Consider the following 22,878-nt stretch of genomic DNA (forward strand, 5'->3'; position numbering starts at 1 on the left):
AAAGAAAGGAGAAAAAATGAATTTAGAATTATTAATTGGACCAAGTGGTGTTGGTAAAACAACATATATTTTAAATGATATTGAATTGAATAGAGATAATAGTAAAATAATAGTGCTAACACCTGAGCAAAACAGTTTTAATTTTGAAAAAGCATTATGTGATAAGTTTGGAGGCACATTTAATATAGATGTTGTAAATTTTTCAAGCTTAACTAGAAGATTAGCAAAGCAACTTGGAATGGATAGTCTGAGAAAACTTGGAGATAATATTAAACCATTTTATTTCTATAAAGCTGCAAGAAACTTAGAAAATAATGGGAATTTTTTAGTGAAGAGAATTCTACAAGATATAAGTTTTATAGAAGTTGTTGAAGAGATTATCAGTGAGTTAAAAGAATACACAGTAAGTATAAATACATTGGGAGATTATTTAGAAAAAAACACTAACTTAGATGAAAGCCATAGAGAAAAATTAGAAGCCATACTAGAAATTTATGTCGAGTATACAAAATTATTAAAAGAACATACAATTCTTGATAAGGTTGATTATATAAAAGAACTATTATTATATTTAGAGTACGTAGATTTAAGTGATTATATCTTTTATGTAGATGCATATTATAACTTTACAGCGCAAGAGTATAATTATATTGAGAAATTAGCTGAGAAATCAAAAAAATTAGTAGTTAGTGTAGTTAGCGATGCAAATAGATATTTCAACTTCAATCTTTCTCAGTTATTCCAGGGGTACGAGTTAGATAAGATGAAATATAATAGCTTTTATCTATCTGATCTTTACAGTAATGAGAAGTATAAATTAGATATTTTTAGAAAATCTCATGAAATTGTTGCTAGTATAAATGAGATAGTGAAAAATAATAAAGATGTTAATCTTTCGATTGTTGCCTTTATTAATAATGAAAATGTTAATGTCATAAAATTTGATATCAAAGATAATAAAGTTGAAAATTACAGTGTGTTAAAAAATCATTCTGGACGATATAATGGTATTTCTAATAGTATTTTGGCTGAAAAATACTATGATAATTTTACTTCACAGTATGAGATTGATGATAGTATTAAAATAATATGTGCTAAAAATAAGGAACTGGAAGTAAAACAAGTAGCTCGTGAAATAGTTAAGTTGAAGACTAAAAATAATATTGACTATAATGAAATAGCTGTATTATATCGAGATAATATATATGAGAACTATGTGAATATTTTTAAAGACTACAATTTAGAAGTTCACTTAGATAAGAATATTGAAACTAATAACCACCGTTTAGTTAAATTTATCCAAGAAACATTAAGTTTTGGTGAAGGGAGTTTTAAATCAAAACTATTAAATTTATTAAAAACTAGGTTAACAAATTTCGAGAATATATATCGTCAAAAAATAATTTCTTATGTTTTATTAGAAGATTCAACTATTAATGAAAAGCAGCTAGAAAAACTTATAGATGAATTAGCTGAAAATGAAGTTAGAGAAAGAATTTCAAAAAGTAATTTAGTTAGCAATGTTAGTAGTAACTATTCTTATAAAAATTTATTAGAAAAAGTTAAAGTAATCTCTGTTGATGATGTTGAAAATATATTGAATGAGAAATTGGTAAATTCAGCTGAAGACATTCTAAAAGATTATTTTATTGAAGAAACAAATAAATATACAACAAAACAACTTGAAATTTGTAAAGAAGTCTTATTAGAACTCATTAGTAAAGTATCCGAAGTTTCTGTAAAAAATAATCTTCAAGTTAAAAGATATGTAAAAAAATTAATAGATGTGTTTGATTATTGTAAAATTCGAATGTATCTTGATAAAGAAGATGGGGAATATGACGACATAGAGGAGTTGAAAATTGACAGTATTGATAGACAAGTTTATAAAAAAGTTCTTGAATATATATATGAATTAAATGAGAATTTTGGAAATGAAAAGTTTAAATTTCAAAAGTTTACAGCATTATTTAATGTAGGCTTGACTACTATCAAGTACCGTTCAATACCTGAAATAAACAATTCAATAATAATGTCTACAATGGATTTAGCTAAGGTAGAAAATAAAAAGGTTGTTTTTGTTATAGGTTTTAATAAAGACATTTTGCCGGTTTCTAAAAGTACGGGATTAATAGATGATAAGGATAAAGAAGAACTTATATTAAGGGACATCTTCTTGTCTCCGACAAAAGAAGCGGCACTTATTGATGAGGAATTTGTAGCGTATATAGCACTAACGCGAGCTAAAGAAAAAACATATATAAGTTATAGTTTATTAGACAAAAGTTTTAAAGAGAATTTTGCTTCTCCGTATTTAAATACAGTGAAAAAACTGTTTCCTAAATTAGAAGAAATTCAAACTTCAAAAATATTGGAATTTTCTATTTCGGATTATAGTTACTATTTAGATAATTTCTCAGAAATTCTTTCGGATAGAGAATTTAGTTATTTGTTTTCAAAAATTTATCGTAGATTTATGGAAGTGAAGGATAGTAAGACAAAAGAAGTTGAAGTTTTAGCAGAGCTGATGATTAAGTTTTTAGAAAAGTATCAGTTTATAACATCTTCTGAAAATTATAAAAACTATGAAGTATTAGATGAATTAAATGATAGAATATACTTTGCAAAAGAAGTGGGTATTAAAAATTATCTAGCTAAAATAATAAAAGATTATAGATTTGAACTTAATCAAAGAACAATCGATAAATTCTTAGAAGTTAAGAAAGATAGCTTTTCTAAGTTCAGTATATCTAAAGTTTCTGATTTTGAGAAGAATCCTTATCAATTTTTTATAAAAAGAGTGTTAGGTATAGCAGAAGAAAGAGATATCGATCTTGATAATTTGGTTTCTGGAAGATTCTTTCATGCTGTAATGGCGGAAGAAAGAATTATAAAATTTATTACTGAATGCGGTGAAAAAATAGATTTAGAAGTGGTAGAAGATGATGATATTGCTAAAAAATATAAGATTAAAGAAACAATAGAATATGTTATTTATTCGAGTGAGAATAAAGATATATTAGAAACTTTGAAATTAATAGATTTATTAAATACGCATAGATATATTTTAAATAATATGATTTATAGATTAGAGGTAGCTATAGCTATTGAGATAAAGTATTACTCTTTAACGAAGTTTATGCCAACATTCTTAGAAAAACCATTTAGTCTGGAAATAGTAGACAATGTTATTACGTGTGAAAATGTCGAAACTAGGGAAATTAATAAGAAAGAACTGAAAAAGAAATATAATATACCACAAATTAAATTCACAGGGGTAATTGATAGAGTAGACGTTAATGGAAAGAATATTACTATAATTGATTATAAGAGTAGTCAAACTGATTTTACACTAGATAGCATTGAATTAGGATTTATTTCTCAAATTTTAACTTATGCATTAGCGTGTGAATTGATGTTTAATAAAAAATCTGAGGATATACTAGGGATATTTTATAGAGAAATAGCTAAGCTAGGAAAAGGTTTGAAAAACTATAGATTACGAGGATTAGCTAATAGTGATTTAATATTGAAAGATGATTTTTGTGGAATAGCTTCGGAAGTTATGTATATCAGGACTACTCAGAAGGGAGCTATTCATGGATCGGATGTACATAAAGCATACACTAGTCCAGAACTAGAAAAACTAGTTGATATAAATCTCCATAATGTAATGAGTTTATTAGAAAAAATATTTTCTTTTGACTTTTCATTAAATAGCTATGAAATTGAAAGTCAATATTCAGCAGAAAAACAAACATTATTTAATTATGCGACTAATAATGACACACGATTAAATTTAAAAAATAAAGTTAATCTTAAGCCGAAAGAATTAAAAGAGAAGTTGTTGAAAAAGTAACACCTTATAGCAAGATATATTTGTTGCTGTAAAAGAAGGATTACTAGAATTTTAAAAAAGTAATATGTAAAGGTAACTTGATAAAATTGATTTTTATAAGAGCGAAATTTTGTTGAGTTACCTTTAATTTTTTTATTTTTTTTATTAATTTTTAAGCACATTTGGTTAATTTTATATTATAATAGTATATGGAGCAAAATGTCATTTTTTTAATTTTGGAAAATTTGTATAAAGACATTATAGCGTGTTAAAAAATAGTGATAAAGGCAAGGATATAATAGATATGAAATTAACATTTTTTGAAAAACTAGAACAGTATAAAAATAGTTCTAAAGAAGTATATATTAATAATATATACCGAAATGAAAATTTAACATACAAAAATTTAATAGAGTATTCAGATAAACTTGCGTTTTATCTTGAAGAAAAATTAGGAAATGATAAGAATCCAATAGTAGTCTATGGGCATAAACATCCATTTATGTTAGTGTACTTTTTAGCGTGTGTAAAATCAGGAAGAGCATTTTGTCCGGTTGATATAAATACACCAAAAGAAAGAGTAGAAGAGATAGTAGAAACAGTGGACTCAAAAGTAGTACTAGTCACAGAAGAAATAGAACTGACTAGAGAAATGCTAGGAGTTGAGTCAGTTAAAGAAATAATCGCGAGTACTCAAAATGCTATTTCAAAAGAAAATTATGTGAGAGATGAAGAAATATTCTACATAATTTTCACATCGGGAAGTACTGGTAAACCTAAAGGAGTATGTATCACATACAACAACCTAAATAACTTCTTACACTGGTATACAGGATACTATGATGAAAAAGAAGAATTAGTGTTTTTAGGGCATCCACCATTCTCGTTTGATCTATCGGTAATGTCATTATGGCCAAGTATTTATCTAGGAGCTTCATTAGTGCAGATAGATAAAAAACACCAAGAAAATTTCAAAGTAATGTTTGAAGAGTTAAATAAATCAAATGCAACAATATGGATTTCAACACCATCATTTATAGAAATGTGTTTTATAGATAAAAACTTCAATCAAAGTTTAATGCCAAAAGTAAAACAATTTGTCTTTTGTGGAGAAAAACTATTCAGCACAACTGTAGAAAAAATTCATGCTAACTTTGAAGAAGCACAAGTTATAAATACTTATGGACCGACAGAATCGACAGTAATGGTAACATGGATAGAAATAACAAAAGAAGTGAATGAAAAATATTATGAGAATCTACCAGTAGGAGAAGTAAAATGGGGTACGAAAGTACACCTAGAAAATCCAGATGAAGAAAACAAAGGTGAAATAGTAATTACAGGAAACACAGTCGCTAAAGGATACTTCAAAAATGACGCTATAACAAGCGAAAAATTTGGTATAGGAGAAGTAGACGGAAAAGAAGAAAGAAGTTACCTAACAGGAGACTTAGGATACTTCAAAGATGGCATGTTGTTTTGTGAAGGACGTATAGATTTCCAAGTAAAACTTCACGGACACAGAATAGAACTTGAAGACATAGATAATAATCTACTAAAAAATAAAAAAATACGTCAAGCAGCCACAGTACCGAGTTATGAAGATGGAAAAGTAAAAGCACTGACATCATTTGTAGTATACAACGAAGAAATAGAAAAACGCTTTGAAGTAACCAAACAAATAAAACAAGAACTAAAAAAATTAGTACCAGAATACATGATACCTAAAAAAATAGTATTTCTAGAAGAAATGCCACTAAACAATAATGGCAAAATAGATAAGAAGAAGTTAAAGGAGTTAGTATAAAATGAGCTATTTTGACGGAAATGAATTTTTCTTTTTCTTAGCTATGGCTCTGGTGATAGGTTTTATAATAAACTACCTAGGTAAAAAAATTGAATATTATATATTGGCTCTGTCGTTAATATTCGCCGCGTTTATATATGGTAAAAATACAACGATGTTATCTTATCTAGTAGGTTTTATTATCTATGAGTATGTATTAGTAGAAATAGCACAAAAAACAGAAAATAAAAAACATCTAAAAATATTAGTAGTATTATCAATATTACCGCTAATAATAAACAAAGTATTCGCAATCACGAACTTACATCTATTAGCCTTTATTGGAATATCATATATGTCATTTAAGACGATACAAATTATGATAGAAATATCAGATGGTTTGATAAAAGAGAAAATTAGCGTTATTGACTATGTACAATTTTTACTATTTTTCCCAACTGTAAGCGCAGGCCCGATAGATAGAAGTAGACGTTTTATGAGTGAAGTAAAAGAAGTGATGCCGAGGACAGAGTACTTAGAATTAGCTGGAGAAGGTATATATAGACTAATTTTGGGATTATTATATAAAGTAGTATTCTCAACATTAAGTTATCACTATTTAGTAGGACTTGGGACTCATACATCATTTACACATTCTGTAAAATATATGTACTTATATACACTGTATTTATTCTTTGATTTTGCAGGATACAGTTTAATGGCTGTAGGAAGTAGTAATATTTTAGGAATAAGAACACCGATGAACTTTGACAAACCATTCCTAAGTATAGACATAAAAGACTTCTGGAATAGATGGCATATTACATTATCAACGTGGCTTAGAGACTTCGTATTCTCGAGAGTCTTTATGGAAGCAACAAAGAAAAAAAGATTCAAGAAAAGGCTGAATACAGCGATGTATGCCTACATGGTAAACATGGTACTTATGGGATTTTGGCATGGTTTAACGATAAGCTATATAGTATATGGATTCTACCATGGAATACTTATGGCAGGATTTGAATACTATCAGAAGAAAAGTAAATTTTACAAAAAGAATAAAAATGAAACATGGTACAAAGTACTTAGTTGGTTCATAACGATCAACTTAGTAATAATAGGTTTATATATCTTCTCAGGAGAACCATATAAACTATTAAGCCACGTACTTAAAAAATAAGATCAAGTTAGGAGAAAAAACATGATAAAAGAGGAAGTATTAGAAATGTTAGAAGAAATCTGTGAAGATGAAGTAGTAAGAGAAGACTTAGATATAAATATGAAAGAAGAAGGTCTTATGGACTCATTGGCTTTTGTCGAAATGTTAGTGAAAATCGAAGAAATCTTCGGACTAAGCATAGCTCCTACAGAAGTGACATATGAAGAAATAGACACACCAAATAAAGTAATTTCGTACATAGAAAATAGGAAGTAAAGATGATAAGATTAAAAGCCTTTTTAATATCAATTATACTGGTATTAATTACACTTGTAATTTTAGATAAGACGTATATAAAAAAGATAGAAGACTATTATAAAGTAAATGATAATAGTGTTAGATATAGTACGTCTTACGAAAAGTACAAGAGTAAGGATATAATATTAGAAAACATGACACCTAAAACACTTTTACTTTTAGGATCGTCTGAATTAACTACAACAATAAATGAAGATTATCATCCTAAGAAAATATTTAATTATAATGATTTTAATATTATGCAGGTAGGAGTAGGAAACTCTCAAAATATTATACATGCAGCAACGATAGGTTCTATCGGAAATGATGTGGCGAATAATCAAATCGTAATGATTCAATCTATTCAATGGTTTGATAATAAGAATGGTATTTTGAAAGATGCATTTTTATCAAGAATATCTAGTGAGCATGTTTATAATACTATGGCTAATGATAGAATTAGTAAAGAAACTAAAGAAAAGTTTATCAATAGAGTTATTGAACTATCAGCTACAAATAAAGAGTTAAGTAAAAAGTATAGAAGTTATAAACGATACTTTCTAAAAGAAAGGGGTAATTTCTTCACTGGAACATTTTTGAAGATAGATAATTATGTCTTTAGTCTAAAAAATAAATATAATTTTTATAAAAATAAAGGAAGAGAAAATTATCCTTCAAGCGGAGATGTGACGCCAAATTACAATTGGGATGAATTAGATAAAAAAGTAACGGAAGAAGCAAAAGAAAGAACTAATAACAATGATTATCAAATTGATAATACTTATTATGATAAATACATAAGATCGAAATATGATCAATTAAAAAACAGTTCTAAAAATGCCAAATATGATGATGCTAAGGAATATGAAGATTTAGATATATTTTTATCAATTGTTAAAGATTTGGGATTAAATATCAAATTTGCGATTCTTCCAGCTCATGGTAGATGGAGTGATTACACAGGAATTGATAGTTCAAAAAGAGAAGTTGTTTATAAAAAATTAAAAGAAATTGCATCGAAAAATAATATTGAAGTTATGGATTATTCAGGTAAAGAATATGAAGATTACTATATGTATGATGCGATGCATTTAGGTTGGAGAGGATGGATTGATTTTGAAAGAGATCTTTACAAACTTAAAAAGTAAACTAAGCTATAATCAAAGTCTTGCACTTTGGGTGCTATTCTTTTATATAGTTATAATGGGAATAATAATATATTGTTTTGTGACTGATTTTTCAAATGTCCAAGAATATGTATATAGTGAATTTTAATAGTGAGAAGGGACTGACTCAAAAGTCCTAAAATTTAAAAAGTTTATATGATAACTCATAAACGTAGTGGTTTATTGATATCTAAATTCTCTTTATGAAAGTTTTTTAGATATCTAATAAACTTTGCGGGGGTGACTCGACAAAATCTTGTTTCAAAAGGAATCATGATATTGTTGAGACGCTCCTTTCTTTATTGGCTCTTTATCAAGTTCGGGGCATGGGAAAAATTCACTCTAGAAATCTAGGCAGCATTTTTGGATATTTGTCTTTTTGTATATAAAAATTGAAATTCGGAGCTGGAATTTTTCCATGCCCCGGATTTAGTATACAACCAATATTTCCCAGTTACTACTACTTGGCTTAGCATTAAAGTTGTTATGCAGCCCTTGAGCAGTTTTTTTTATGTACCTGCTCGGCAGTTAGTTCGTGCAATTTTTTATTGATATTTACAATTATTTTGATTCTTTATGAATGAACTATTTTCTTATAAAAAACGATTGATTTTTTTTTTTTTTTGATATAATAATGGCTAGAAAAGTATAAAAGATAATTATTTTTTTAAAATTAAATAAAAAATTATAATTTAATTATAAAAGAGATAATTTATGGAGGTATATATAATGAACAAAAATACAAAAAGAGTTTTATCGGCAATAACGACTGCAAGTTTAGCAGGAGTACTTGGTGGGGTAGCTCCAGCAGTAGCTCCGTCAGTGCTTAATTTAAATGGTGGGGTGGTTCACGCTGCTGAAGAAACTCACAAAGTAACGATCACATACAATTTTTACGACGATCCAATGAGTCCATTCAGTAGCAGTAGTAGTAGCAAAGTAGTTGACGTTACTCCTAATCAACCATTGTCAGATCATATCCCAGAAACATTCCCTGGTGGATATGTATTTTATGGTGCAGGTGGATATATAGGTGCACATGGTGAAGGAGGCAGCAGTAAGGAACTCCTAAAACGTAACGATCTTTTTGGTAACTGGACTAATGTCAGTGTCACATACCCTAGAAGAAGCAATGGATCTAGAACTAACCTTAGCAACGCTGGTACTAACAATAATGAAAAACCTCACAAAGTAACGATCCACTACAGTCTTTACAACGGTTATCATCCAGTAAATTCACCTAGTAGCGAAGTATTTTATGTTACTCCTAACCAACCATTGTCAGATCATATCCCAGAAACATTGCCTGGTGGATATGTATTTACTGGTGCAAGTGCATTTGTTGAAGGCAGTGAAGGTGTAACCCTAAGCTCACGTAACGATCTTTTTGGTAACGAGACTACTTTCTATGCCCGCTACTTACCTAAAAGTATGATATCTAGAACTAACCCTAACAACGCTGGTACTAACAACAACGCTGGCACAAACGCTGGTACTAACAACAATGCTGGCACAAACGCTGGTACTAACAACAATGCTGACACAAACGCTGGTACTAACAACAATGCTGGCACAAACGCTGGTACTAACAACAATGCTGGCACAAACGCTGGTGCTAACAACAATGCTGACACAAACGTTGGTACTAACAACAATGCTGGTACTAACAACAATGCTGACACAAACGCTGGTGCTAACAACAATGCTGGCACAAACGCTGGTGCTAACACTAATGCTGGCACAGAAGTGAAACCTGGAAATAATGATAACACAGGAAATAATAAACCTGAAAACAAACCTGCTCCAGAAAATAAACCTAATAATAATTCAAATGCAGAAAACACTAACACAAACAACAACGTAACTCCATCTGAAGATATAATAAACAATATATTCTCAAATGATGCTTCAGGGGTTAAAGTTACTTTAACTGATAAAACAACTGCAGCAAAACTTTCTGCAACTCCTGTAGAAGATAAAGCCTTAGCAAGTTCAGTTTTAGAAAAATTAAACTTACCTGCAGACAATCAAATCAGAATATTAGATTTAAAACTTCTAGACAAAGACAATCAGGTAGTTAATTCAAATGCAAAACGTACAGTTGCCATTGTCTTAAAAGAAGATGAAAAAAATGTAGATGTTTATCACATAAAAGATAACGGAGAGTTAAAATTAATAGACTCTACTACAAAAGATGGTGTTGTAACATTTGAAATAGATCACTTCAGTAAATTCGCAATAGTATCTAACGCAAACAAACCAGCAATTAACGAAGTTCCTGAATTCAATGGTGGTGTAAACGGAACAGAACCAGCTGTATTAGAAAAACCTGAATTCAAAGTTGAAAAAACTAACGAAGGTAAATTTGTAGTTGAAGAAGGAAAAACTGAAGCTAAAGAAGAAGCTAAAGAAGGTTCTCTACCAAACACAGGTATGACTACTTCTAGCACTGCAGCATTAGGATTAAGCTTAATCGCTTTAATAGGTCTTGCTGTAAGACGTAAATTAAACAACTAATCGTTAATTAGTGTATAAAAAACATTAGAGAGTGTGGAAATTTTTCCATACTCTCTTTCTGGTTCTTTGTCAAATACGGTTGATTTTGAAAATTAGGAAGAAGGGGCTGATCCAAAAGCCCTAAATTTTAACAAGGTTTATATGGAAACTCATAGACGCAGTGGTTTATTGATATCTAAATTCGCTTTATAAAAGCTTTTTAGATATCTAATAAACTTTGCGGGGGTGACTCGACAAAATCGATTTCTACGAAATCACGATTTCTGAGTCACTCCCTTTTTTCCTATTTTTTCGTTTTATCTATTATTTAAATATAAACATTACACTAGTATGAAAAATAATATGAAAATATTAATTTTCAGAAAAATCATGAAAAAACACACTCAATTAATTGATTTTATGTGAGAAATAAGGTAGAATTATACTTATAACAAAAATTAAAAGGAAAATATAAATGGAAAGAGATGCGTATTTTTATTTAGAGATGAAGGAGCATGAGTTGAAAGTTCCTTATACGGGGAAAAATCGTCGTATTAGAGTTCTTTTACCGAAAGGTTATGCTCAAGACGAACACAAACACTATCCTGTAGTATATATGAATGACGGTCAAAATGTTTTTTATAGTGGAGAATCATTTAGTGGACATTCATGGAAAGTTATACCAGCAATAAAAAGAAATCCAGATATGCCAAAAATGATAATAGTCGGAATTGATAATGACAACGAGGGAAGAATGAATGAATATGCACCTTGGAAGTTTTCAAGTTTACCAATATTAAATTTTGGACTAACTTTAGGTGGACTAGGTTCTGAGTATGCTGACTTTTTTGTGAATGTTGTTAAACCATTTGTAGATAGTACGTATCGAACAAAGCCACAACGTGAATATACGGCGATGATAGGTAGTTCTTTAGGAGCTAATATTTCACAATATATTGGTTTAGAATATAAAGATGTCGTAGGCTGCTTAGGAGTATTTTCATCTGCGAATTGGTTAAACAAACCTGAATTTGATAGATTTATTTCGAAACATAAGATTTCAGACCAGAGAGTATATATAGAAGTTGGAACTAATGAAGGTGATGATACAGATCAACAATTAGCAAATGGTAATTTAAAACAATTATATATAGATGCAAGTTTAGATTATTATCGTCAGTTAATTGAGGCAGGATTATCAACAAGTGAGTTGAAATTAAAAGTTGTGGCTAATGGCGAGCATAGTGAAGAGTGTTGGTCGAAATATTTGCCAGAGTGTTTAAGATTTATTAGTGAAAACTGGTAAAAGAAATTTATAGAAAATGGAGGTTTTTAATTTGAATATAGAGTATTTAAGTCATTATAGTGGGAATTTAGGAAGAGAGATGGTACTTAATAGGTATGGTCATGCAGGATTACCTATTGTTGTGTTCCCATCGTCAGGAGGGACACATAATGAATACTATGATTTTGGAATGATTCATGCATGTGAGAGATTTATAAATGAAGGTAAGGTTCAATTTTTCACTTTATCAAGTGTTGATAGTGAATCATGGTTATGTGATTGGAAAAATGGTCATGATAGAGCCTTAGCCCATACGCAATATGAAAAATATGTTATAGAAGAAGCTATACCGTTTATTAAGCATAAAACAGGTTGGTTTGGTCAAATGATGGCGACAGGTTGTAGTATGGGAGGATATCATTCATTTAATATCTTCTTACAGCATCCGGATGTATTTGGAAAAGTAATCTCACTTAGTGGAGTATACGATGCTAGATTTTTTGTTGGTGAATACGGAAATGATGAATTAATATATAGAAATTCACCGAGTGATAATATTTGGAATCAAAATGATGGATGGTTTATCAATCATTATAGAAATGCTGATATTATTGTTTGTACTGGTTTAGGTCCATGGGAACATGACGGTTTACCATCATTTTATAATCTTAAAAGAGCATTTGAAGAGAAAAATATTCCAGCGTGGTTTGATATATGGGGCGAAGATGTTGCTCATGATTGGCCTTGGTGGAGAATACAGATGCCATACTTTTTAGATAAGTTAAATTTATAATAAAGTCAAAAGGAGAAAAAATTTATGAATTACATAGTTATATCACCATATTACCCACACAATTTCCAAAAATTTTCTATTGAGTTAAAAAATCAGGGGATTAATGTATTAGGAATTGGGGAAGAACCATATGAACAGTTAGATCAAAGACTTAAGGAAGCATTAACTGAGTATTTTAGAGTTAATAGTCTTGATGATGTTGACGAAGTAAAACGAGCGGTTGCATTCTTATATCACAAACATGGTCATATTGACAGAATTGAATCACAAAATGAGCATTGGATGGAATTAGATGCAGCCTTACGTACACAATTTAATGTGTTTGGTTTAAAAGAACGCGATCTTAAGAAAACAAAACATAAATCAGAAATGAAAAAATACTTTGAAAAAGCTGGAGTACCTGTTGTACCAGGTTTCTTAGTGAAAAAAGAAGATGACATCGAAAAAGGTGTGAAAAAATTGAAACTTCCATTAATTGCTAAGCCTGATAATGGAGTTGGAGCTTCTGCAACTTATAAACTTAAAGATAAGAAAGATGTAGAAAACTTTAAAAAAGAATGGGATGGAACTACACATTACTTCTTAGAACCATTCGTTGATAATTCTGACATAGTAACTTTTGATGGATTAGTAGATGCTAAGGGGAATATTGTATTTTATACTAGTATCATTTATTACCACACTCCATTAGACTTATTGAATAATAATACTTTAGATTGGGTATATTATATCGATAAAGATTTAGATCCAAAACTGGTGGAGTATGGTAAACAAGCTGTTAAGGCATTTGGTATGAAGGAAAGATTCTTCCATATTGAATTTTTCAAAACAAAAGACGATTATATAGCAATTGAATATAATAACCGTCCAGCGGGAGCTTTTGCAGTAGACGTATATAATTTTGCTCATTCAACAGATTATTTCAGAGTTTATGCTGAAGTGGCTAATGGAACATTTAATGGTTTAAATGTTGATGAAAAATATGGATTAGCTTCAACAAGACGTGATTATAAAGATTATGTTTACTCAGATGAAGATATTAGAAATAAATATCAAGACAAATTAAAAGCAGTTCTAAGAATGCCTGAAGCTTTCGCTGAACTTCAAGGAAATACAATGTATGTTCTTGTAGCTGATACTCTTGAAGAAATGAAAGAGATGGAAAGATTTGTAGGGAAATTAAAATAGAATTAGGTCATAGCAATGTGAAATTAATTTTAGAAAATCTAGTTTAACATTGCTTTGATTTTGTTTTGTTAAATTTAGTAAATTAGAAATTTAGCGAAATAGTGGATTTGAATATGAAATTATAAGTGAAAAATATTTTTAATACACTGTTTAGAAAAACTTCAATAAGAAATATAGGATTTCAAGAGTGAATTTTTAGAAAATTTTAATTTTTTTATTGACAATATTTTAAAAGTATATTATACTATTTTTATTAATTGAATATATACCTCACAAAATAAGTGAGGTAGAGGTTGCGATTTTTATTAGTAAGGTAATTGAAAGTATAGGACTTGATGACATTACTTGAAAGGAAACGTCGCCGAAATGATATTAATCCTATGTTAATATTGTTGGGTCTATACTGAACTAAGTATAGAACTGTCATAGTCGCGAGGCTATGTTGCGCTACTAATATCTTGTTTTGGAGAGATAATGTCAAGTATAACTCCGTGCAAATATGGTAGAAGTTATGCTTTTTTATTTTATCAAGGAGGTTTTTATTATGACAAACAACAGCAATAACAATAATGCAACAGAAGTAAAAAGAAATTTACGATCACGTCATATTAGTATGATTGCTATCGGTGGATGTATTGGTAGTGGATTATTCATGACAAGTGGTCAAGCAATTCACAGTGCCGGACCTGGGGGGGCTATTGTAGCTTACCTATGTATCGGACTTATGGTATATTTCTTAATGACATCACTAGGGGAAATGGCAACATATCTTCCTACATCAGGGTCATTTAGTACATATGCTACACGTTATGTAGATCCTTCATTAGGATTTGCATTAGGTTGGAACTATTGGTTTAACTGGGTAATTACAGTAGCGGCTGACGTAGAATTATCTGCATTAGCTATTAGTTATTGGGAGCCTATGCGAGTGCTTCCTCACTGGGCTTGGAGTTTATTATTCTTAGTAATTATCGTTGCTTTAAACTCTCTTAGTGTTAAAGTTTATGGTGAGAGTGAATATTGGTTCGCACTTATTAAAGTAGTAGTAGTTATCATCTTCCTAGTAGTTGGATGTTTAACAATTTTTGGTATTTTAGGTGGAGAATATATCGGATTTAAAAACCTTACAGTAGGAGATGCACCATTTGTCGGTGAAGACTCATCATTATCAGGGCAAATTCTTGCTACTCTTGGAGTATTCTTAATCGCAGGATATTCATTCCAAGGAACTGAGTTAATAGGTATTACTGCTGGTGAAAGTGAAAATCCAGAGAAAAGTATACCAAAAGCTGTTAAACAAGTATTCTGGAGAATTTTAATATTCTACGTGCTAGCTATCTTAGTAATTGGTTTATTAATTCCTTATACTTCACCAGATTTATTAGGAGCTGAAAGTGCTGAAGAAATTGCTAAATCACCATTTACAATTGTCTTTAAAAATGCAGGGTTTGCATTAGCAGCAAGTGTTATGAACGCAGTAATCTTAACATCAATCCTATCAGCAGGTAACTCAGGTATGTATGCATCAACAAGAATGCTTTATGCAATGAGTAAAGAAAAATTAGCATATCCAATTTTTGGACGTGTTACTAAATATGGAACACCGGTTATTTCATTAATCGCAACTTCAGTAGTAGTGTTCTTAATCTTCTTAATCCAACTTACAAGTGCTAACGCTTATACTTATATCGTAGCAGCAAGTGGATTAACAGGATTCATTGCTTGGTTAGGTATTGCAATAAGTCACTACAGATTTAGAAGAGCTTATATTGCTCAAGGTAAAGATTTAAATGCTCTTAAATATAGAGCTAAATGGTTCCCAGTAGGTCCAATCATCGCTTTAGTATTATGTATCATCGTTATTATCGGTCAAGATACAGAACTTATTACTAAAGGTGTTGTTAACTGGAGTGGAATGTTAACTACATATATGGGAGTTCCAATCTTCTTATTCTTCTACCTATATCACAAAGTTAGATATAAAACAAAAATGATACCTTTAGATAAAGTTGATTTATCACAAGATGTAGATTAACTAATAGAAAAATCCTAGTTCGATTATGAACTGGGATTTTTTGTTAGTTTAATCAAATTTGGTATAGTAGGTTAAACTTTAAATACATATCATTAAATTACTTAAAATTTGAAATATTATAGTTAAATTACGGGAAATTTTCTTGTTTTTGTGGTATTATAGAGGGTAGATTAAATTTATAAAGAGGAGGAATTTCTGTGAATCTTGAATATCCATATAGTTATCAAAATGTAGAAGATATGGCGAGTAAATATTTACCAGAGGAGCAAATAGTAGTCATGAGAAAAGCATATGAATTTGCTAAAGTTGCTCATGAAGGACAGTTTAGAAAATCAGGGGAACCTTATATATTACATCCAGTTCAAGTCGCAGGAATTTTGACTGAACTTAAATTGGATTATTCAACGATTTGTGCAGGTTTTTTACATGATGTAGTAGAAGATACTAAATTTACATTTGATGATATTAAAGAGGCGTTTGGGGATGATATAGCCGTAATAGTTGATGGAGTTACTAAGTTAGATAAGGTGAAATTCCGTTCTAAAAAGCAATCACAAGCGGAAAATCATAGAAAACTTTTTGTATCAATAGCGAAAGATTTACGTGTTATTTTTGTTAAACTTGCTGATAGACTTCATAATATGAGAACAATGAAGTATATGAGAGAAGAAAAACAACGTGAGATTTCTAGTGAAACTCTTGAAATTTATGCTCCTTTAGCACATAGATTAGGGATTAGTTCGGTTAAATGGGAATTAGAAGATACTTCACTTAGATATCTGCATCCATCTCAATATTTCTCAATTGTGGGGATGATGAAACAAAAGAGAAGCGCTAGAGAAGAGAGTATAAAAGACGCTTGTTCTAGTATTACATCAATTTTAGCTGATAATAATATAGAAGCACAGGTAACAGGTAGACCAAAACATATTTATAGTATTTATAAAAAGATGGTTAAACAAAATAAAACGTTTGACCAAATATATGATTTGCTTGCGGTGCGTGTTTTAGTAGATAGTGTAGCTGATTGTTATGCCACTTTAGGACTTGTAAATAATCTTTGGGTTCCAATTCCAGGAAGAATTAAAGACTATATTGCAATGCCGAAACCTAATATGTATCAATCGTTACATACAACAGTAATTGCGCCAGATGGTCAAACTCTAGAAGTTCAAATTAGAACTTATGAAATGCATGAAATTGCAGAAAAAGGGATTGCTGCTCACTGGGCTTATAAAGAAGGTAAGAAAGTAAATAAAAATAATAATTTTTATGAAAAACTAAATTGGTTCCAAAAAATTGCGGAAAATGACGAGACCGAAGCGACAGCGGAAAGCTTTATGGAATCATTAAAAGTAGATTTATTAAGTGATAAAATTTATGTATTCACACCAAATAGTGATATTATAGAATTGCCAAAAGGTTCATGTATTGTAGACTTTGCCTATGCTATTCACTCAGAAGTCGGAAATAAAATGGTTGGGGCAACTGTAAATGATAAAATAGAACCCTTTGATTATGTGCTTTCCACAGGTGAGATTTGTGATATTCGTACTAGCAAAAACTCAACAGGGCCAAAACGATCTTGGCTAGAAATAGCTACATCATCACAAACTAAGTCGAAAATCAAAGCATTCTTTAAAAAAGCTGCTCGTGAAGAAAACTTAGTAAAAGGTGAAATATTATTAAAAGATGAAATTAAAGCAAATAATTTTGATCTTGATGAAGTATTAACTGAAGAAAATATTGAAATTGCATTAAATAAATATAAATTTGCTAATCTTGAAGAAATGTATGTTGCCATTGGATACGGTGGTATTACAGCGAACAAAGTATTTGCAAGATTAACCGAGAAAATAAGAAAAGAAAAGATGACTCAGGAGAAAATTGAGAAACTTTTCAATGCAGAAGAAAACAAAAAAATAGTAACAGAGACAGGAGTTTATGTAAAAGGAGTAGATAACATTCTTGTAAGATTATCAAAATGTTGTCAGCCTATTCCAGGGGATGAGATTGTAGGATTTATTACAAAAGGACGTGGTGTTACAGTCCACAGAAATAATTGTCCTAATCTAAGTGAAGAAGATCATGCGAGACTATTAGAAGTTGAGTGGGTAGAAAGTCTAAATGCACGTAGATACAGCGTTACATTACAGTTACATGCCTTTGATAGAGATTTGCTTCTTCAAAATGTCCTTTTAACACTTAGTGAAAGTAGAGTAGAAATCAAAAAATTAAATTCTGAGTCTAAAGCTGATAAAACTTGCGTGATTACTATAGGAATTTATGTGAAAAATGTCAGTGAGTGTGACTTCATGATTAAAAAATTACGTCAAATTCCAGATGTATATAGTGTAGAAAGAATAGTTAAATAGGTGGATATATGAAAATTATATTACAAAAGGTAAAAAAAGCCAGTGTAAGTATAGATAATAAAATAGTGGGAAGTATAGATAAGGGCTATTGTCTTTTAGTTGGAGTTCATAAAGAATCAACTGAAGAAGATGCGAAATACTTAGCTAAAAAAGTGGCGCAAGCTCGCTTATTTGAGGATGAAAATGACAAAATAAATCTAAGCCTTAAAGATGTTGGAGGAAGCATTTTATCCGTCTCACAATTCACACTTTATGCTGATACAAAAAAAGGTAATAGACCTAGTTTTACAAGTGCAGCAGGTGCAGAAAAAGCAAACGAATTATATGAAAAATTTAATGAATATCTGAAAGAAGAGGGTGTTGCAGTAGAAACTGGTATATTCCAAACTATGATGGAAGTAAATATTGTCAATGATGGACCAGTAACTATTGTTTATGAAAAATTAACAGCAGGAAATTAATATGAGAATAAAAAGAAAAAACAAAAATGGAGTATTCTTAGCCATCTCTGCATTGTTGCTAATTCTAGTAATAGGTGGATTAATTAATTTTATTGGTGAAAAATTAAGTCCATCAGCTAATGCTCAAAATATTATTACTATCTCTAAAGAGATAGAGTTAAGAACTGGTCCAGATGATACTTATCCAACATTGAAAAAAGTAACAGCTGGTGATAATGTAGAAATGCTGAGTAAATCAGAAACTTGGTATGAAGTAAAAACTAATGATAGCTATGTTGGTTGGATACCAGGTTGGAGTATTTTAGGAACTGGACAGAAAAGTCCTGAAGATCAAAATAAAGAAAAATTAAAATCTTATTCAATATTACTAAATCCGATTAACTCATATGAAGATAATCATGATTACAAAGGAACTTCATCGAAAACTTATAATTTAAGAGTTGCTAAGCAATTAAAAGAAATATTAGAACGAGATGGGATAAAAGTTCTTTTAACAAGAGACAATGATGATACTTATCCTTCAAAAGAAGAGATAACAAAAATTGCTGCAGAAAATTCAGTAGAAATGTTGATGGACATAGATACTTTTAATGATAATAATAAAGATATATTTGGAGTAAAAGTATATTATGGTACTCAAGGGTCGTCTATTGTAGCAAGAAGTATTGAAAGAAACCTTACAGAACACTATATTTCTAAGGTTTCTTCATCAGAAAAACAGGCTAGTTTCGCACAATTAAGTGATAAACTTCCTCAAGTTAAACTGATTTCAGGTAATATTGGAAATAAAATAGATGTAGATTTATTAAATAATGAAATAGCAAATAAACAGTTTATTGAATCATTAAGAGATGGTGTTGAGGGATATTTATATTATTTAATTAATATCGACAATTATAATGCGAAAAGAAAAGAACAATTACTTAACTTACCTCAAAAAGGTCTTGCTGTTCCTATGTATTATATGAAGCAAGATGCCTATAAAAATATCGCATATGGATTAGATAGTAAGCAAACAATAGAGGATAATGGAGATGCTATTATATCATTAGCAATGATTGCTAAGTATGTAGGTAAAGATGAAGCCACTGTAGAGAATCTTGCTTCATGGGCAGGGAATAAGTACTACATAAGAAATCAAGGAACACAGCCTACAATTATTACTGCATTCGCAGAAAAATATAATCTTAAAGTTGAGAGAATCGAAACTGATAAGCTAGTAGAAAACTTGGAAAATGCCTTGAAAGACAATAAACCTATATTAGTAAGATTGAAATCTGGGGTATTTGGTAATAGAGTAACTTATAAAGTAATTCGTGGTTATGAAGATGATAAATTCTATATCAATGATCCAAATGATGACGATGTTAAACTTACGAGTTACAATGGTTTCACAGAAAATGATATTAAAAATAACTTAGCTCAAGCATGGGTATTTAGTAAATAGAATAAAAGATAAAATAAGAAACTTAACAAAATCAATTATTTAAGTAACGGTTTTGTTAAGTTTCTTTATTTTGGTTATATACTAAATTTGGGGCATGGAAAAATGGTTTTACAAAAGTAGGTTGTATATTTTAAAATCTATCTACTAGTAGTTATGAACTTAAATGATTATTTAAAAGAGGAATATGGGGGTACATTTTTTTAAAAAAAATATACTAACTGTCAAGTGTATATATTGATAAATTTATTTTTTTAACGTGTTGAGAAAATTAATGATTCTGTCGTAATTTTAAAGGGGAATTCATTGTATTTTTTATTTGTTTACAAAGTAAAAAAAAGATGATATTATGATATTAAAGATAAAAAGGTGGGAGTATATATGGAGGTTAAATATGAATAAATATTTTAAAATAAAAAAAATGTTGATGTTAAGTTTAATAATTGTTTTAGTTTTCTTTATTTTTAGAGACTTAAAAGAGTTGATTGCATTTTATAAGTTTGATATAAATGCTCCGGATTTAACGGCTGATGGGCGAATGTTAAGGAATAAATTTCACGCTTCTTACTATGATCCAGCAATATTATATAGTTCATTAATAAAATACATTTTACTTATTTTACCAATGATAATTTCTATTTCATTATATTTTTATTCTAAGATAAAAAATAAATGTTTAAAACATTTAATAGGAAAAAATAAGAATATAGGTAGAGTAATCTTTTTACTTAAACTTAAATTGTCTATTTTACCAGTTATATATATTAATATAGTTATAGGAGGCTATACTATAGTTAGTTTTATTCTTACTGGATTTAAAATAAGACAGGGTGCTAATTTCAACAATATATTTTTGGAAACAAATATATTCAGTTTTATTAATGGCTCTTTTCCAAAATATTTATTACTTTATATTATAGGGATATCTACTTTTATTTTTTTATTAACAATGCTATTGCTTACTATAACTGATTATGGTTATAATTATATTCATGTTATTTTAGGTTATATTTTACTAACATATGTGGTAAATGATTTCTTTATAATGTATATATCTAAAAATTTGAGTCCTTTAGGTTCATTATTCTGGCTTGGAGGTAGAGCGAGAAATGTAACAACATTTATTTCGTATATATATATGGTGTTAATATACTTAGGTCTTAGATTTACTAAAAGAAAAGAGTTTTAATTATGAAAAAAGAGAACATTTATGGATATATTTTTGCGTTAGTGATATATTTGAGATTAATCTTAGAAAAAAAGAATGCTTTGAAAAGTAATTTTAGTGAATTTATTCGAGGAAATCTTCATAATATTTATGGGGAAGACAGAGATTTATTAGTATATCATGTTATACTGCTTATCTGTTTGTATACAGCATTTTACACTGTCAGTATAAGAATGATTTCAGTAGAGATAGATAATTTTAGGAATATTGTTTGCTTTAAAAGTAAAGGTATTTTTCAATTATATAAGCGAACAATATGTTTTTTTAGCAAAAAATTGATCTTTGATTCTTGTGCTATGATGATAGTAATAAGTATAGGTTATATGTTTATTAAAAATGATTATATTTTTATGAATTACATGTCAGGTTTGATAGATTTAATAAAATTGCCCATTATCATGTTATTAGCTACTTTAATATGTGTAGTTTTTAAATTTAATAAAGTTATGATGTTTTGTATATTCTATTTTTCCATTTTAATATATATAGTTTTTATAAATAGTTTATCTCTAACTATTGTTATTATTTATAGCGGTGCTATTGCCTTAATTGTATTAGCGGTTATAGTGATTATTTTTAATTCATGGGAGGTATAAGTATGTTAGAAATTATAAATGGTACAAAAAAATATGGAACGAAGGTAATTTTTGAGAATTTAAATTTAAAATTCTTACCCGGGAAAATATATGGTCTTGTTGGAGAAAATGGAAGTGGAAAAACAGTAATAATGAAATGTTTATGTGGATATACGTCACTAACGAGTGGTGGTGTATATCAAAATAAAAAGAAACTAAGAAACAAAGATAATTTTATAGAGAGTGCAGGAATTATTATAGAGAATCCAAAGTTTATGGAAGATTTTACACTTATGGAAAATCTTGAGATTATAAAAAGTTATTCAGATAATAAAAAACAAATTGATATAGAATATTGGTTAAATTTTTATGATTTATATAAGTACAAAGATAAAAAGTACAGAAAACTCTCTTTAGGAACAAAACAAAAATTATATCTAATACAAGCTTTTATGTCAAATCCAAAAAATTTAATTTTAGATGAATGTTTTAATGGATTGGACGAAAAAATGGCGATTAAAACAAGAGAATTTCTAAAAAGTTATATAAAAAATGATAGAATAATAATATTGACTTCACATATAAAATCTGATATTGAAGAGTTATGTGATGAAGTGATAAAACTCAATTAGTAAATTATTTAAAATAAGTAGTTATTGGAATAAGAAGAAGGAAATCTAGAAATCAGGAATTTGATTTTTGGATTTCTCTTTTTTTGTTGTATAGTAAATTAGTGGCATGGGAAAATTCAA

16 protein-coding genes and 1 riboswitch are annotated in these 22,878 nt (G+C 29.2%); all 16 genes read left to right on the forward strand.

Going from position 1 to position 22,878, the window contains the following annotated elements; translation table 11 throughout:
- Positions 1-16: 16 nt before the first annotated feature.
- Positions 17-3,859 (forward strand): PD-(D/E)XK nuclease family protein, encoded by a 3,843-nt coding sequence (locus tag RWS90_RS00230; protein ID WP_314547884.1) that lies wholly within the window; start codon positions 17-19, stop codon positions 3,857-3,859.
- Positions 3,860-4,142: 283 nt separating this feature from the next.
- Complete coding sequence (dltA, locus tag RWS90_RS00235; protein WP_314547885.1) at positions 4,143-5,645, forward strand: D-alanine--poly(phosphoribitol) ligase subunit DltA; 1,503 nt, start codon at positions 4,143-4,145, stop codon at positions 5,643-5,645.
- Between the two features lies 1 nt (position 5,646).
- A complete protein-coding gene (dltB, locus tag RWS90_RS00240) occupies positions 5,647-6,804 on the forward strand; it encodes a D-alanyl-lipoteichoic acid biosynthesis protein DltB (protein WP_314547886.1) in 1,158 nt (385 codons plus the stop codon).
- A gap of 21 nt (positions 6,805-6,825) precedes the next feature.
- Positions 6,826-7,059 (forward strand): D-alanine--poly(phosphoribitol) ligase subunit DltC, encoded by a 234-nt coding sequence (dltC, locus tag RWS90_RS00245; protein WP_314547887.1) that lies wholly within the window; start codon positions 6,826-6,828, stop codon positions 7,057-7,059.
- Between the two features lie 2 nt (positions 7,060-7,061).
- The gene (gene dltD, locus RWS90_RS00250) at positions 7,062-8,228 is read left to right on the forward strand and encodes a D-alanyl-lipoteichoic acid biosynthesis protein DltD (RefSeq protein WP_314547888.1); all 1,167 of its coding nucleotides are present in this window, start codon (positions 7,062-7,064) and stop codon (positions 8,226-8,228) included.
- A gap of 747 nt (positions 8,229-8,975) precedes the next feature.
- Entirely contained in the window at positions 8,976-10,763 is a 1,788-nt protein-coding gene (locus tag RWS90_RS00255; protein WP_314547889.1) for an SIALI-17 repeat-containing surface protein, read from the forward strand.
- Between the two features lie 454 nt (positions 10,764-11,217).
- On the forward strand, positions 11,218-12,048 hold the full coding sequence (locus RWS90_RS00260) for an alpha/beta hydrolase-fold protein (protein ID WP_314547890.1): 831 nt from the start codon (positions 11,218-11,220) through the stop codon (positions 12,046-12,048).
- 31 nt (positions 12,049-12,079) lie between these two features.
- On the forward strand, positions 12,080-12,820 hold the full coding sequence (locus RWS90_RS00265) for an alpha/beta hydrolase-fold protein (protein WP_314547891.1): 741 nt from the start codon (positions 12,080-12,082) through the stop codon (positions 12,818-12,820).
- Positions 12,821-12,844: 24 nt separating this feature from the next.
- Positions 12,845-14,008, forward strand: coding sequence for a carbamoyl phosphate synthase large subunit (locus RWS90_RS00270; protein WP_314547892.1), 1,164 nt, complete (start codon positions 12,845-12,847; stop codon positions 14,006-14,008).
- Between the two features lie 279 nt (positions 14,009-14,287).
- A riboswitch (Lysine riboswitch) is annotated at positions 14,288-14,466 on the forward strand.
- Between the two features lie 86 nt (positions 14,467-14,552).
- Positions 14,553-16,043, forward strand: coding sequence for an amino acid permease (locus RWS90_RS00275; RefSeq protein WP_314547893.1), 1,491 nt, complete (start codon positions 14,553-14,555; stop codon positions 16,041-16,043).
- Between the two features lie 197 nt (positions 16,044-16,240).
- Positions 16,241-18,418, forward strand: coding sequence for a bifunctional (p)ppGpp synthetase/guanosine-3',5'-bis(diphosphate) 3'-pyrophosphohydrolase (locus RWS90_RS00280; RefSeq protein WP_314547894.1), 2,178 nt, complete (start codon positions 16,241-16,243; stop codon positions 18,416-18,418).
- A gap of 8 nt (positions 18,419-18,426) precedes the next feature.
- A complete protein-coding gene (gene dtd, locus RWS90_RS00285) occupies positions 18,427-18,879 on the forward strand; it encodes a D-aminoacyl-tRNA deacylase (RefSeq protein WP_314547895.1) in 453 nt (150 codons plus the stop codon).
- Between the two features lies 1 nt (position 18,880).
- Positions 18,881-20,326 (forward strand): N-acetylmuramoyl-L-alanine amidase, encoded by a 1,446-nt coding sequence (locus tag RWS90_RS00290; RefSeq protein WP_314547897.1) that lies wholly within the window; start codon positions 18,881-18,883, stop codon positions 20,324-20,326.
- A gap of 391 nt (positions 20,327-20,717) precedes the next feature.
- Complete coding sequence (locus RWS90_RS00295; RefSeq protein ID WP_314547898.1) at positions 20,718-21,512, forward strand: hypothetical protein; 795 nt, start codon at positions 20,718-20,720, stop codon at positions 21,510-21,512.
- Between the two features lie 2 nt (positions 21,513-21,514).
- Positions 21,515-22,147, forward strand: a complete 633-nt coding sequence (locus RWS90_RS00300) for a hypothetical protein (protein WP_314547899.1) — start codon at positions 21,515-21,517, stop codon at positions 22,145-22,147.
- A 2-nt stretch (positions 22,148-22,149) separates the two neighbouring features.
- Complete coding sequence (locus RWS90_RS00305; RefSeq protein WP_314547901.1) at positions 22,150-22,758, forward strand: ATP-binding cassette domain-containing protein; 609 nt, start codon at positions 22,150-22,152, stop codon at positions 22,756-22,758.
- The last annotated feature ends 120 nt before the right edge of the window (positions 22,759-22,878 follow it).

The sequence above is a fragment of the uncultured Gemella sp. genome (assembly GCF_963529685.1).
In the GTDB taxonomy this organism is placed as follows: Bacteria; Bacillota; Bacilli; order Staphylococcales; family Gemellaceae; genus Gemella.